At 69.3% G+C, this 13,621-nt stretch carries 14 protein-coding genes; 12 read left to right on the top strand and 2 right to left on the bottom strand.

The features are described from left to right. Positions 1-164: 164 nt before the first annotated feature. The 4 genes from menD (at position 165) to IEY55_RS30755 (ending at position 4,756) form a co-directional block, all read left to right on the top strand. A complete protein-coding gene (gene menD / locus IEY55_RS30770; protein WP_189062100.1) occupies positions 165-1,847 on the top strand; it encodes a 2-succinyl-5-enolpyruvyl-6-hydroxy-3-cyclohexene-1-carboxylic-acid synthase in 1,683 nt (560 codons plus the stop codon). A gap of 106 nt (positions 1,848-1,953) precedes the next feature. Continuing rightward, positions 1,954-3,504, top strand: a complete 1,551-nt coding sequence (locus tag IEY55_RS30765) for a M1 family metallopeptidase (RefSeq protein ID WP_229686923.1) — start codon at positions 1,954-1,956, stop codon at positions 3,502-3,504. An 8-nt stretch (positions 3,505-3,512) separates the two neighbouring features. Then, the gene (locus IEY55_RS30760) at positions 3,513-4,487 is read left to right on the top strand and encodes a LysR family transcriptional regulator (RefSeq protein ID WP_229686922.1); all 975 of its coding nucleotides are present in this window, start codon (positions 3,513-3,515) and stop codon (positions 4,485-4,487) included. Between the two features lie 53 nt (positions 4,488-4,540). Beyond that, complete coding sequence (locus IEY55_RS30755; protein WP_189062099.1) at positions 4,541-4,756, top strand: hypothetical protein; 216 nt, start codon at positions 4,541-4,543, stop codon at positions 4,754-4,756. Here the strand turns inward: IEY55_RS30755 and IEY55_RS30750 are convergent, their stop codons facing one another. Beyond that, positions 4,757-6,031 carry an isochorismate synthase gene (locus IEY55_RS30750; protein WP_229686921.1) on the bottom strand — a complete coding sequence of 425 codons (1,275 nt, stop codon included), beginning with the start codon at positions 6,029-6,031 and terminating at the stop codon, positions 4,757-4,759. Between the two features lie 153 nt (positions 6,032-6,184). Between IEY55_RS30750 and IEY55_RS30745 the strand changes: the two genes are divergently transcribed. The 6 genes from IEY55_RS30745 to paaE all read left to right on the top strand — a co-directional run bounded on the left by IEY55_RS30745 (position 6,185) and on the right by paaE (position 10,834). Further along, positions 6,185-6,676: a DUF3592 domain-containing protein gene (locus tag IEY55_RS30745; RefSeq protein ID WP_229686920.1), complete on the top strand. Its 492-nt coding sequence runs from the start codon at positions 6,185-6,187 to the stop codon at positions 6,674-6,676. Positions 6,677-7,026: 350 nt separating this feature from the next. Continuing rightward, positions 7,027-8,013: a 1,2-phenylacetyl-CoA epoxidase subunit PaaA gene (gene paaA, locus IEY55_RS30740; protein WP_189062098.1), complete on the top strand. Its 987-nt coding sequence runs from the start codon at positions 7,027-7,029 to the stop codon at positions 8,011-8,013. Then, entirely contained in the window at positions 8,010-8,300 is a 291-nt protein-coding gene (paaB, locus tag IEY55_RS30735; RefSeq protein ID WP_189062097.1) for a 1,2-phenylacetyl-CoA epoxidase subunit PaaB, read from the top strand. Before paaA ends, paaB begins: the two co-directional genes overlap by 4 nt. A gap of 10 nt (positions 8,301-8,310) precedes the next feature. Next, the gene (gene paaC, locus IEY55_RS30730; RefSeq protein WP_189062096.1) at positions 8,311-9,228 is read left to right on the top strand and encodes a 1,2-phenylacetyl-CoA epoxidase subunit PaaC; all 918 of its coding nucleotides are present in this window, start codon (positions 8,311-8,313) and stop codon (positions 9,226-9,228) included. Then, entirely contained in the window at positions 9,228-9,740 is a 513-nt protein-coding gene (gene paaD / locus IEY55_RS30725) for a 1,2-phenylacetyl-CoA epoxidase subunit PaaD (protein ID WP_189062095.1), read from the top strand. The genes paaC and paaD overlap by 1 nt, the downstream gene beginning before the upstream one ends. Further along, positions 9,740-10,834 (top strand): 1,2-phenylacetyl-CoA epoxidase subunit PaaE, encoded by a 1,095-nt coding sequence (paaE, locus tag IEY55_RS30720; protein ID WP_229686919.1) that lies wholly within the window; start codon positions 9,740-9,742, stop codon positions 10,832-10,834. The genes paaD and paaE overlap by 1 nt, the downstream gene beginning before the upstream one ends. 44 nt (positions 10,835-10,878) lie before the next feature. On the opposite strand, the gene IEY55_RS30715 is transcribed toward paaE, so the two are convergent. Beyond that, positions 10,879-11,181, bottom strand: coding sequence for a DUF2218 domain-containing protein (locus tag IEY55_RS30715; protein ID WP_189062093.1), 303 nt, complete (start codon positions 11,179-11,181; stop codon positions 10,879-10,881). 105 nt (positions 11,182-11,286) lie between these two features. Here IEY55_RS30715 and IEY55_RS30710 point away from each other — a divergent pair, with 105 nt between their 5' ends. Continuing rightward, positions 11,287-12,216, top strand: coding sequence for a LysR family transcriptional regulator (locus IEY55_RS30710; RefSeq protein WP_229686924.1), 930 nt, complete (start codon positions 11,287-11,289; stop codon positions 12,214-12,216). 461 nt (positions 12,217-12,677) lie between these two features. Then, the gene (locus tag IEY55_RS32860) at positions 12,678-13,142 is read left to right on the top strand and encodes a response regulator transcription factor (RefSeq protein ID WP_308424800.1); all 465 of its coding nucleotides are present in this window, start codon (positions 12,678-12,680) and stop codon (positions 13,140-13,142) included. Positions 13,143-13,621 lie beyond the last annotated feature (479 nt).

The following is a 13,621-nucleotide window of genomic DNA, read 5'->3' as shown; positions in this document are numbered from 1 at the left end:
GTCGGTGAAGCCGAACCCCTCGACCGGCTTCCACACCGAGGGGTCGAACAGCTCCGAGACCTGGGACTCTGGCACGCCTGCGAGGATAGGGGGGTGCCCCCACGAGTCCACGCCGCGCCACCGCCGTCCGACCGGCGGCGATGCGGCCTCGGCTGGTGGTCGGAGTGAACCCTTCCACCGCGCAGGCCCGGGTCGTCGTGGACGAGCTGGTGCGCAACGGCGTGCGGCACGTCGTGCTGAGCCCGGGCTCCCGTAACGCCCCGCTGTCCCTCGCCATGCACCAGGCGGCCCTCGCAAGCCGGCTGCGCCTGCACGTCCGTATCGACGAGCGCAGTGCCGCGTTCCTCGCGCTCGGCCTGGCTGCCAGGACCCGGCGGCCGGTCGTCGTCTGCTCCACCTCCGGCACCGCCGCGGCGAACTTCCATCCCGCCGTCCTGGAGGCCGACCGCTCCGGCGTCCCACTCATGGTGCTCACCGCGGACCGTCCGCCGGAGCTGCGCGCCGCCGGCGCGAACCAGGTGGTCGACCAGCACCGGCTGTACGGCCCGGCGGTGCGCCTGTTCGCGGAGCTGGCCGTCGCCGAGTACCGCGTCGGGCAGAACTCCTACTGGCGCAGCGAGGTGTGTCGTGCCTGGCACGCGGCCCGCGGCGACTGGTGGACCACCGCCGGACCGGTGCACCTCAACCTGCCCTTCCGCGACCCACTGGTGCCCGACGTCGGCGGGGACCCCAACGACGACTGGTGCGAGCCGCTGGCCGGTCGGCCCGAGGGCCTGCCGTGGACCGAGGTGTCCGACCAGTTCGCCAACCCGAGCATGGTGTCCCCGGGCGACGGCCGCGGGCTGGTGCTGGTGTGCGAGGGCCTGCCCCAGCTGGCGATGCGCTGGGCCGAGGAGCACGGTTGGCCGGTGCTGGCCGAGACCGGGGGCGCGGGCCTGGGCGGGCCGAACGCGATCAGCGCCGGAGCCTGGCTGCTCGCCTGCGAGGAGTTCCTCGCCGAGCACCGGCCCGACCAGGTCGTCTGCGTGGGCCGGCCCACGGTGTTCCGCCAGGTCATGCGGTTGCTGGCGGACTCCGGCGTGGAGGTCTACCTGGTGCACGACGGCAACGACTGGCCCGCGCCCGGGCACGACGTCCGCGAGGTCGGCCAGGCCCTGGGCGCCCCGTTCCGCGACCGCGACCCGGAGTGGCTGGCGTCGTGGCAGCGGGCGGAGAAGGCGGCCACGGTCGCGCTGCACGCCGCACTGGACGCCGAACCGTGGCCGACCGGGATGCACGTGGCACGCGATTTGGTCGACGCGCTGCCCACGGGCGGGTTGCTCGTGTTGGGGTCGTCGAACCCGACCCGCGACGTGGCACTTGCCGCGCACGCCCGGCCGGACGTGCTGGTGCACCGCAACCGTGGTGTGGCCGGCATCGACGGCATGGTGTCCACGGCCATCGGCGCGGCGCTCGCGCATGACGGGCCGTCCTACGCGCTGCTGGGCGACCTCACGTTCCTGCACGACAGCAACGGCCTGCTGATCGGCCCGGACGAGGACCGGCCGGACCTGACCATCGTCGTGCTCAACGACGACGGCGGCGGGATCTTCTCCCTGCTGGAGCAGGGCGCGCCGGAGCACGAGGAGTCCTTCGAACGGGTCTTCGGCACGCCACACGGCGTCGAGCTGGGGCCGCTCTGCGCGGCCCACGGCGTGCCCTACGAGCACGCCGACAGCCCGGCGCAGCTGCGTTCCGCCCTGCGGCAGGCGTCCGGTCTTCGGGTGGTCGAGATTCGCACGGACCGGGGCCACCTGCGGGAGCTGCATCGCCGGCTGCGCTGCGCGGTCGAGGCCGCGATCCTCTGACCTGCGCGTTCCCATAGGGTGACTCCCTACTCACGGAGGGTGGAGCACACCGTCGGTTGGCGGTTACGGTCCCACCACTCGATCATCCGATGGGGAGGTTCAGCCCGTGCTCGCAAGATCTAGCGTGCGGGTGCTCGGCGCCACCGCCGCGGCGGTGGCGCTTCTGGTCGCGCCCGCCGCGGCCGGCACCGCGGGCCCCGGTTCGGTCGGGGTGGGGGATCCCTACTTCCCGACCGACGGCAACGGCGGCTACCACGTCCAACACTACGACATCCGGCTGAAGTACCAGCCGTCGGACGACAGGCTGGAGGGCACGACGACCCTGGTCGCGCGCCCGACCCAGGACCTGACCCGGTTCAACCTCGACTTCGCGCTCAAGGTCAACTCGATCAGGATCAACGGCGTGCCTGCCCGGACCTTCACCCAGAAGGGCAAGGAGCTGCAGGTGACGCCGCCGCGGACGGTGCCGAGGAACAGCCTGCTCACCGTCACCGTCGACTACGCCAACACCCCGTCCGCCGTGGAGCTCGACGGCCGGACCGAGTGGAAGCGCACCTCGGACGGCGCGCTGGCGATCGGTGAGCCACACATCGCCTCCTGGTGGTTCCCCAGCAACGACCACCCGACCGACAAGGCGACCTACGACATATCCGTGGCCGTGCCGGAGGGCACCGAGGTGCTGTCCAACGGCGTCCTCAAGGGCAGCCAGACCCGCTACGGCTGGACGCGCTGGAACTGGCGCAGCTACAAGCCGATGGCCACCTACCTCGCCTTCCTCGCCATCGGGCAGTACGAGGTGAACAGCAGGACGCTGCCCAACGGCAGGCCGTTCGTGACCGCCTACTCCGAGGGCCTCGGCGAGTTCGAGGGCGCGGCCAAGGCGAGCATCGAGCGCACACCGGAGGCCGTGGAGTTCCTCGAGGGCCGCTACGGGCCCTACCCGTTCGAGGCCGAGGGCGGGGTGGTTCCCAAGGAGGGCCTGGGTTTCGCGCTGGAGAACCAGACCCGGCCCACCTACAGCCCCGCGTTCTTCCGGCGTGGCTCCAACATGTACGTGGTGGTGCACGAGAACGCGCACCAGTACTTCGGCGACTCGGTGTCCGTGCAGAACTGGCGGAACATCTGGCTCAACGAGGGTTTCGCCACGTACTCGGAGTGGCTGTGGTCGGAGGCCAAGGGCGAGGGCACCGCGCAGGAGATCTTCGACTACACCTACGCCGCCAAGCCGGCGGACGACCCGTTCTGGCAGGTGCCGCCGGGTGACCCGGGCGCGGACAACGTCTTCCACAACGCCGTGTACGACCGGGGCGCCATGACGTTGCACGCCCTGCGTACCGCGATCGGCGACGACGCGTTCTTCGCCACCATCAAGCAGTGGGTGGCGGACAAGAAGTACAAGAACGGCACCATCGAGGAGTTCATCTCCTACGCCGAGCGGAACTCGAACAAGGAGCTCAAGCCGCTGTTCGACACCTGGCTGTTCACCAAGGGCAAGCCCGAGGTGGGGGAGCGCACCGGTGTGGCGGCCAGCGCCGCGACCCGCTTCTCGGCCCCGACTCCGGAGGCGGTGGCGGCCCTGCCGCACAAGCCGAAGTCGATCGAGAAGATCCAGCTGACCCACGAGACGCTGCACCAGTTGAGCCACGCGCACAACTGACGCCCCGAGTGTGTGCCCGCCTCGAGCCACGGCTCGAGGCGGGCACACACATTCGGCGGCAGCTCGTGTACTTCCTGGCCGTGGCCAGGACGCGGCACTTCACCAGGGCCGCCGCGCGGGCGCACGTGGCGCAGCCCTCGCTGAGCAAGCAGATCCGCTCCCTGGAGGACGAGCTCGGCGCCGAGCTGTTCACCCGGGTCCGCGGGAACATCGCGCTCACCCCGGCCGGCGAGGCCCTCCTCCCGCTGGCCGAACGCATACTGTCCGATGTGGACACTGCCAAGCTCGAAGTTCAGGAGCTGGCGGGGCTGCGCCGTGGCCGGGTGCGCGTCGGCGCGCCGCCCAGCCTGTGCGCCAGCCTGTTCGCCGACGTGCTCCGCCGGTTCCACGAGACCTATCCGGGAATCCAGCTCCTGGTGCAGGAGAACGGGTCCCGCGACCTGGTCCAGGCGCTGCACCGCGGCGAGCTCGACCTGGCGCTGGTCATCGTGTCCCCCGACCTCGTCGAGGGGCCACTCAGCCACACGCCGATTCTGCGTGAGCAGCTCGTCGTGGCCTCAGCGGCGGGCGCGGACTGGCCCGGTGAACGGAAGACGGTCGCGCTCAGCGAACTGCGGGACCGGTCGCTGGTGATGTTCCGCTCCGGTTACGACGTCCGCGAAGTGACCCTCCGCACCTGCCAGGACGCCGGCTTCCAGCCCCAGTTCGCAGTGGAGGGTGGCGAGATGGACGCGGTACTGCGGTTCGTCGAGGCGGGCCTCGGCGTTGCCATCGTGCCCAGCATGGTGCTGGCCGCGCGACCGCTGCTGCGCGGGGTACCGCTTACCGGTACGGACATGAGCCGCACCATCGCTCTGGCTCATCGGACCCAAACCGCACCCACCAACGCGGCACGGGCATTTCGTGACGTGCTAGTTGCATTCGTCGTCGAAGCGGCACGTTCCGGCGAGCTGCCCGCCGGCGTCGAGATGATCCTCGCCTGAACCCGTCGTCACCCCAACCACAGCCAGCAGCCTCGCCAGCAGGAAAGTGCGTAGTGGCAGCGCTGACGACGTCGTCCGGTGTGGCGGCGTCCAGCGACACACAGCACTGGACCAAGGTGGCGTTGCCCAGGCCCAGACAGTTCCTCCCACAGGATCGGGTCGGCGGGCACGAGCACGGCCTCGATCTGGTTGATCGTCTGGGTGTGGGCCTTGTGACCACGGATGCCTTGGCCAGCTTGAACATCCGCATCAGGAACGCTGCCGGGTGATCAGCCTTCCAGGGCGTCGCGGATGGGGAGGAGCTTGGCGGCGGCCTCGTGTACCTCGGTGTCCGGGTCGGAGTCGGCGACGATGCCGCACCCGGCGAACAGCCGGGCCGAGGTACCGGCCACCTCGGCGCAGCGCAGGGCGATGCCCAGTTCGCCGTCGCCGTTGGCGTCCACCCAGCCGACCGGGCCGGCATAGCGGCCACGGTCCATCCCTTCCAACTCGCTGATCAGCCGCACCGCGTCCGGCGTCGGCGTGCCACCGACGGCCGCGGTGGGGTGCACGGCCTCGGCGAGCTGGAGCAGGGAAGCGTCTCCGGCGACATGGCCGGTCACGTCGCTGGCGAGGTGGAGCACGTTCGGCAGGCGGAGCACGTACGGCTCCTCCGGGACCGAGAGATCGGAGCAGAACGGCCGCAGAGAGTCGGCGAGCGACTGCACGGCGTAGGTGTGCTCGTGGCGATCCTTGGGGGAGGCCAACAGTCCCGCCGCCACCTGGTCGGTGTCGACCCCGGCGCGTGGCCAGCTGGTGCCGGCGAGAACGCGGGAGGACACGACGGGTCCACTGCGGCGCAGGAGCAGTTCGGGTGTGGCGCCGATCAGGCCGTCCACCGCGAACGTCCAGCAGCTCGGGTAGCGGAGGGCGAGGTTCCGCAGGAGAAAGCGCGCGTCGATCGGCTCCTCGGTGGCGGCCACCAGGTCGTGGGCGAGGACAACCTTGTCGAGTTCGCCGGCCCGCATGCGTGCGACGGCCTTGCGCACCGCCTCGCGGTATCCCGTCACCGGCAGCTGCCCTTCGGCGTAGCGGACGACCGAGGGGCGGCGGACCGGAAGCACGGTGCCCGTCTCGGTTCCCGGCTGGGGCAGGGAGGTGAACCGCGCCCGATCATCACGGTGTGTGATTTCGGTAACCCATGTGGTGTCACCCTGCCGGCCGATCACCGTGCGCGGCACGACAACGACGGAGCGTCCCGGCCGATCGGCGAACGCCAGGCTGACGAAGGCCACCGGGCCGGTGCCCGGCAGGCCGACCTCGTCACTGACCGCCAGGCCCGCGGTGAACTCCCGCCACCACCGGTCGGCCTCGGCGAACCGCCCGGGACCAGTGGGTTCGACCCGGGCCGCCACGCCCCAGCCGATGAGACCCTCGCCCTGCCGGACCCAGGCGAGGGCGTCGTCGGGCACGGGCAGGGCCGCCAGCAGGTCACCGTCATCGATGACCCGGCGGGTCAACACGACCCACCCTGTGCTGGTGGGTGCCGAGTGGACGAAGGTCACCCGTCGAGGGTATGGGCCGTCGGTGACTCCGCGTCGGGAACCCCGGGCCGGTGTGGCCTGGGTCAGGTTGCCGGGGCGCGGGCCGGCGGAAGCGGGCCGAGAGAGCGGGAAGGCGAGGAAGATCAGGAAGGCGACAGCCCTAGACTCGGCGGGGTGGAGGACGCAGCGGGGACCGGGGTGTCGGAGCCGGCGCACTCCGCGACCCGGTCCGGACGCCGCCGCGACTGGCGGCGGGTCACCTCGACCGTGCTGTTGTCGATCGGCGGTGTGCTGACCGTCCTGTGTGCGCTGCTCGTGGCCGGTTGCTGGGCGGATGACCTGGCGATCGAGCGCCCGGAGCCGGGGCGGGCGACGGCCGAGGTTGTGTCGGTGTCCTTCTCGCGCACGATCGTTCGCTACAACACGCCCGAGGGTGCGGTGCACATCCCGAACGAGGGCGTGCTCTACCCGGAGGGGCTGCAGGAGGGGCAGCTCGTGCGCGTCGAGTACGACACGGCGCAGCCGGACAAGAAGGTGCGGGTGGAAGGCCGGGACTTCCGGCTCGCCCTGCTCCCGGTCGGGACGACCGTGGCCGGCCTGTGGGCGGTGCTGGTGCCGGCGGTGTGGTGGCTGCGCCGAAAGCCCGTCGCCGCCCGCCAGTCGTAGCCGAAATCTCGCCGCACGCTTTTCGGCCCGCGTGCAGGGCTCGTAGTGATCAGTAAAACGGCGGGTCAAAGCGCTGTCCACAGGCTCGGGGCCTGTCCACAGAGATCAGGAATGGCCTTGGCGGGTGGCCTCCGCTGTGCCTTGGCGCCCGCTCGGGTGAGGCGTCCCGGCCGGGCAGCCGGTGGCCGCTGCCCCGGAGCGTCGGCCGGGGCTTCCGGCTGGTCGGAGGTGTTGACAGAGATCCGTGGCGTGTCAGCTCTTCCCCGCTCAGGCCATTGATGTAACACTTGTTCGTAGGAACAGGCCGAAGGTGTCACATCGGCGAGGTCGACCCCAGGGAGGTGGTCCGGGTGACGGGCGAGCGCGAGGCGGACACCCTCGAACGCGACTTCCAGCACACCGTGGACGCCGATCAGCGGATCGAGCCGCGCGACTGGATGCCCGACGGCTACCGCCGCACCCTGGTCCGGCAGATCGCCCAGCACGCGCACTCCGAGATCATCGGCATGCAGCCGGAGGGCAACTGGATCACCCGCGCGCCCAGCCTGCGCCGCAAGGCGATCCTGCTCGCCAAGGTGCAGGACGAGGCGGGCCACGGCCTCTACCTCTACGCCGCCACCGAGACCCTCGGCGCCGCCCGCGAGGACCTCACCCAGAAACTCCTCGTCGGCAAGCAGAAATACTCCTCGATCTTCAACTACCCCACGCTGACCTTCGCCGACGTCGGCGTGATCGGCTGGCTCGTCGACGGCGCCGCCATCTGCAACCAGGTCCCGCTGTGCCGAACCTCCTACGGCCCCTACGCGCGCGCCATGATCCGCATCTGTAAGGAGGAGTCGTTCCACCAGCGGCAGGGCTACGAACTCCTGATGACCATGATGGGCGGCACCGACGAACAACGCGCCATGGTGCAGGACGCCGTCAACCGCTGGTGGTGGCCCTCCCTGATGATGTTCGGCCCACCCGACGACGCCTCGCCCAACACCGAACAGTCCATGCGCTGGCGGATCAAGCGGCACACCAACGATGAACTCAGACAGAAGTTCGTCGACATGACCGTGCCGCAGGCCGAAAAGCTCGGTGTCACCCTCCCCGACCCCGAACTCCGCTGGAACGCCGAGCGCGGCCACTACGACTTCGGTGCGCCCGACTGGGACGAGTTCTGGCAGGTCGTCAAGGGCAACGGCCCGTGCAACGCGCAACGCGTCGCACACCGCAACCGTGCACACGAGGAAGGCGCCTGGGTCCGCGAAGCCGCCGCCGCGTACGCGGAGAAGCGCGCACGGGGCCTGGATCGCCTTGCTCAGCAACAACTCGCAACAGGGGGAGTGGCATGAGCGTGAAGTCATCCTGGCCGCTGTGGGAGGTGTTCGTTCGCGGCAAGCGCGGCCTGAACCACGTCCACGTCGGCTCATTGCACGCGCCCGACGCGGAGATGGCCCTACGCAACGCCCGCGACCTCTACACGCGCCGCAACGAGGGCGTGAGCATCTGGGTGGTACCCGCCGACGCGATCACGGCCTCCAGCCCCGACGAGAAGGACCCGTTCTTCGCGCCGAGCGGAGACAAGGTCTACCGCCACCCGACCTTCTACGCCATCCCCGAAGACGTTCCGCACCTGTGACGGGGGAACCATGAGCTTCGACAACGCCTACGAGGCACTGGTGGAACCCGGCACCACCGACGAGGCGCACTGGGCATTCGGCACCGGCTTCGCCGACCAGATGACGGGTGTCGACCGCGCTGTCCCGTCCGACGCGGACGCCGGGAACCTCGCGGCCTACTGCCTGATGCTCGCCGACGACGCCCTCGTGTTCTCACAGCGCCTCTCCGAATGGTGCGCGAACTCCCCGGAGCTGGAGGAAGACGTCGCCCTGGCCAACATCGCGCTCGATCTTCTCGGCCAGGCGCGGCTCCTGCTCGCCAGAGCGGCCGAGGTAGCCCCGGAAGTGCGCCCGGCCGCCGCACCCGCGCACGTTCCCGACGAGGACGCCCTCGCGTACTTCCGGGACGAGCGGGACTTCCGCAACGTCCGCATGGTCGAGCAGGAGATCGGCGACTTCGCGGTGACCATCGCTCGGCTGTTGCTGTTCTCCAGCTGGCGCCTTGCCTTGTTCCAGCGGTTGGCCACGAGCCGCGACCCGGTGCTCGCGGCGGTCGCGGCCAAGGGGTGCAAGGAGCTCGCTTACCATCGGGACCACGCCGTCCAGTGGACACTCCGCCTCGGCGACGGAACCGACTACTCGCACGAACGCATGCGTGCTGGGCTTGCGCGTGTATGGCCATTCCAGCCCGAGCTGTTCACACCGACACCGGTAGAACTTCGCCTTGCGGAACAGGGCATCGCCGTCGATCCGGCCGACGTCAGATCCGAAGTGGACAATGTGGTGGACACTGTGTTCGGTGCTGCCGGCCTCGAACGTCCCCAGCTCCCGGAACTCTCGCCCGTCGCCGGACACGCGGGCAGGGACGGCATCCACACCGAGCTGATGGGCTACCTGCTGGCCGAGATGCAACATCTCGCCCGATCGCATCCACAGGCGGTGTGGTGATGACCAAGCCTGCCACGGACATCTCCGCCGCCCGTCGGATCGCGGAGCAGGTCCACGACCCCGAGCTTCCGGTGCTCACCCTCGCGGACCTCGGGGTGCTTCGCGAGGTCACCGCCGACGGAGACCGGGTCATCGTGGCCATCACCCCCACCTACTCCGGATGCCCGGCGCTGGAGACCATGCGCGCCGACCTCCGAACCCGGCTCACGGCGGCCGGATTCGCCGAGGTCGAGATCCGCACCGTGCTCTCGCCGCCATGGACCACCGACTGGATCACCGACGAGGGCCGCCGCAAGCTGGCCGAGCACGGCATCGCGCCACCCGACCGGCTCGGCCCTCGCCCCACCGGGCCCGTCCCCCTGCGGCTGGAGCCACCCGCCTCGCGGGTCCACTGCCCGCGCTGCGGCTCGCCCAACACGGTCGAGCTGTCCCGCTTCGGCGCGACCGCGTGCAAGGCGCTACGTCGCTGTGAGCAATGCCAGGAACCCTTCGAGCACGTGAAGGAGATCTAGTGGCGGCACCCGCACTCACCCGTCGCCCGCTGCGTCGGTCGAGCTTCCACCGGATCCCGGTGTCCCGGGTCGACCGGCTGTGTGCGGACGCGGTGGCGGTTACCTTCGACGTGCCGCCCGAACTCGCCGAGCAGTACACGTTCCGCGCCGGCCAGTACCTGACCCTGCGCCGGGAGGTCGACGGGCGGGAGGAACGCCGCTCCTACTCGATCTGCTCTTCGGTCGGCTCCGCACCCCGGATCGGTGTGCGTCGACTGGAAGGCGGGCTGTTCTCCAGTTGGCTGGTGGACTCCGTTCGACCGGGCGAGGAGGTCGAGGTCATGCCCCCGCTCGGCGCCTTCACCCCGGACCTGGAAGTGTCGGCACACCACGGACTCATCGCCGCCGGATCGGGCATCACACCGGTGCTGTCGATCATCTCCAGCGCACTGGACGCACATCCGGACACCCGGGTGACCCTGCTCTACGGCAATCGCCGCACCGACACCGTGATGTTCGCCGAAGAGCTGGCGGACCTGAAAGATCGCTACCCGTCGCGCTTCCAGCTCGTGCACGTGTTGTCCCGCGAACCACGTGACGTGGAGCTGTTCTCCGGTCGCCTCGACGCGGACCGGCTTCGTCGGCTGTTCGACGTGTTCGTCCCGGCCGACGACATCGACGAATGGTGGCTGTGCGGTCCCTACGGCATGGTGCGCGATGCGGAAACTGTTCTGGCGGAACGAGAGGTGCCCAGAGGACGCGTCCACCACGAGCTGTTCTACGTGGATGAGCCCCCACCGCCGCCGGTCCGCCACGAGGAGTCCGCGGTAGACGGTCCCACGAGCGAGGTCACTGTCCGCCTGGACGGGCGCGAGACCGTCATGACGCTACCGAGAAACACGACGATTCTCGATGCCGCACAACGGGTTCGTGCGGACCTGCCGTTCGCTTGCAAGGGCGGGGTCTGTGGGACCTGCCGCGCCCGGCTCATCGAGGGCGAGGTCAACATGCGGCGCAACTATGCACTGGAAGACCACGAGCTGGCGGACGGTTTCGTCCTCACCTGCCAGTCCCTCCCGGTAACCGAGAACATCACCGTCGACTACGACGCCTGACGAACGCGGCTGGCGTGCCAGCCGCGGACGCCCCGCGCGTCGTGTCAGGCGTCGACCCGCTCCCAGCGGACCACGAGCTCGTCCCGGCCGCCGAACCGCTCCAGGTGGCTGCCGGCGACGTGCTCGACCCGCTGCAGCGCCGCCTCGTCCGTGCCGGTCGCCCGCATGACGAGCACACCGGGCTCCGCCCGCAGCAGGCAGTTTCCCGCGCCGAAGTCGACGAAACCCCGCTCCTCGCTCCACTCGGCATGGACCTTGTGCCCGAGGTGCTTGCAGAGCTGGACGAGATAGCGGCCCGGTCGGTCGGTCTCGACCCGGGCCTCGGAGATCAGGGTGGTAGCGGGCATGTGTTCTCCTGAAAGAAGTTGGTTCGAACAGGCTCGAGCCTAAGAACACGAACTGTTAACGTCCAGTGCAATGATTGAAAGCTAATATTGCATGCTGTGCAATCCATGGACCTCAACCTGCTCGTGGCGCTCGACGTCCTCCTCGAGGAGGAGAGCGTCACGGCGGCGGCCGCCCGGCTCCACCTCAGCCCCTCGGCGATGAGTCGCACGCTCGCGCGGATAAGGTCGGCCCTGGGCGATCCGATCCTCGTTCGTGCAGGTCGTCGGCTTGTGCCGACACCACGGGCACAGGCGATGAGACCTCGGGTCCGGGCCCTGGTCGAGGACGCGGCCGCGGTGTTCCGCCCAGTGGACGACCCTGGCCTGGAATCCCTGCGCCGCACGTTCGTTATTCGGGCGAATGACGCCTACATCGGCACGATCGCCGCCCCGCTGGTGCGGAAGTTCCGGGATGCTGCCCCGCACGTGACCGTCCGGTTCGCGGCGGAAGGGGAGGAGGACACCGCTCCCCTTCGCGATGGAAGTATCGACCTTGATCTGGGCGTGATTGGGGAACTGGGTCCGGAAGTGCGGGTACAGGAGCTGTTCCGTGACACTTTCGTCGCGGTGGTTCGAACGGGACATCCGCTTGCCCGAGAACCCCTGACCCCCGAGCGGCTGGTGGAGTATCCACATATCAGCGCCTCGCGCCGCGGTCGCCGTCACGGTCCGCTCGACGAGGTGCTGGCGGCCTGCGGGCTCTTCCGTACGGTGGCGGTTGTCGTACCGACCTTCTCGGCGGCGCTCACCGTCGCCGCCGCCTCCGACCTCGTCGCGACCGTACCCGCGCTGGCGGCGTCCACGGCACTGCGTACCGGCCGGCTGGCCGCTCTTCCGCTGCCCTTCCAGCGGGAACCCGTCACGGTTTCGCAAGCCTGGCACCCGCGGATGGACGGCGATGCCGTGCATCGCTGGCTCCGGCACGAGGTGGCCCAGGTCTGCCGGGAGGTCAGTCGCCCGGCGGCCGAACAAGCCGGCCCCGTGCAATCGTGTTGAAAGGCTCTGTGACAGATTAGATGTGGTCCTCGTCATCGTCGGGGATGTGACCGGGGGATCACCCCGCCCCCTCGAATGCCCGATTCGGGAGCTTTCTCCCTGCTACTTCCGGGTCGGGTTCCGGATCATTCGACCATTGCGTCTCGTCGAATGATCCCTTGCGTCGGGTGCACTTGCCCAGCTCAGAAGTTGATCATACTGTGAACAGTGTTGATGTAGAGCTGCGGAGGTGAATTCAGGGAATCAGCGGACGGGCGACGTAGGTGTGCTGGTTCGCCGGGACACCAGCGGGCCTGACCTGCGGTCAGGTGCACGTCGACGAAGCACGTGCTCGACACCGCCGTGGGGTACACGGTCCGGGAAGCGGTGGCATCAGCCGCCGATGCGGGTCCCGGGTGTTGTCGCGTGCCGTTATCCAATCCCGGGGCCACGCCCCGGTGAAGCTTCTGGGGGAGCGCAGAGTGATTTTGGATGCAAGGCCCAACGTGCCCGAACAGGTCGAGTACGTCACGGGTATCAGGAATGTCTTGACCGAGGTGCTGCGGCTGCAGACAAGGACCCTGGAACTGCTGGCCACACTGCCCGGAGCGGCACCGCGGTCGGTGCGGCCCGAGGAGATCAAGCTCCCGGTTCGCCGCGAAAGCCACGAGGCGCCGCCCACCCGCCCGCAACCACCTCGCACCGAGCCGGTACCGGATATGGGCGGCCTCACGCCGCGGGAGCTGGATGTTCTTTCGGCGCTGGCCGCGGGTTCCTCGAACCGACAGATCGCGAGGGGTTTGGGGATCTCGGAGCGCACCGTCAAGGCGCATGTGCGGGCGATTTTCGCCAAGCTGGAGGTGACCTCCCGCACGGAAGCAGCGGTGCGGGCCCTGCGGTACGGCCTCGTCCTGAATAACCGCCCCAAACCGGACAGTGCTGCGTAGCTGACGGAGGGAACGCAAGCTGCGTCACATCGCTCGAAGGAGTCCGGTATGGATGTCCCTCCGCAGTCGTGGTGCGGACAGGCTCCTGCCCGGCACGGCTGCAAGGTACGCCGCGTTGAGCAGGTCAGCCCGGTGCCCGGCACGCGGTTCGGGCCACTGGCAGCCTAGATCGAGCAATCAACCAGCCGGCCGAGGGAATTCCTCCGCGCTCTTGCATCGCTGACATGCGTTGGCTTCGTGCTGCAACCGCGCGTTCACCTTCTGATCCAGAGGAGCTGTTGCCTGTACAACCCCTGGTTGGGCAGTAGGGCTTCGCTGTGGCACAGAATGTTGGCCGCGGTGAGATGCGCACCGAGTACTTACCGTCGGCAGGAGGGGTGGGACCCCCTTGGGCGCCGTGAAGCTTGCCGCTACCTAGCTGTACTGCCCATAGAGGTTGGTGACGGGCACGACAGCCTGATGATGTTGGAATGAGGGAG

This window comes from Longimycelium tulufanense (assembly GCF_014645795.1).
GTDB classification, from domain to species: Bacteria; Actinomycetota; Actinomycetes; order Mycobacteriales; family Pseudonocardiaceae; genus Longimycelium; species Longimycelium tulufanense.
The sequence above is the reverse complement of the archived record's forward strand: the minus strand, read 5'-3'. Positions and strand labels throughout refer to the sequence as shown.

Excerpts from the sequence above, each read along its gene's own strand:
- IEY55_RS30715 (WP_189062093.1), bottom strand. The coding sequence starts at position 11,181 with ATGCCCGCTACCACCCTGATCTCCGAGGCCCGGGTCGAGACCGACCGA.
- paaC (WP_189062096.1), top strand. The coding sequence starts at position 8,311 with ATGAGCTTCGACAACGCCTACGAGGCACTGGTGGAACCCGGCACCACC.
- paaD (WP_189062095.1), top strand. The coding sequence starts at position 9,228 with ATGACCAAGCCTGCCACGGACATCTCCGCCGCCCGTCGGATCGCGGAG.
- IEY55_RS30710 (WP_229686924.1), top strand. The coding sequence starts at position 11,287 with ATGGACCTCAACCTGCTCGTGGCGCTCGACGTCCTCCTCGAGGAGGAG.
- paaB (WP_189062097.1), top strand. The coding sequence starts at position 8,010 with ATGAGCGTGAAGTCATCCTGGCCGCTGTGGGAGGTGTTCGTTCGCGGC.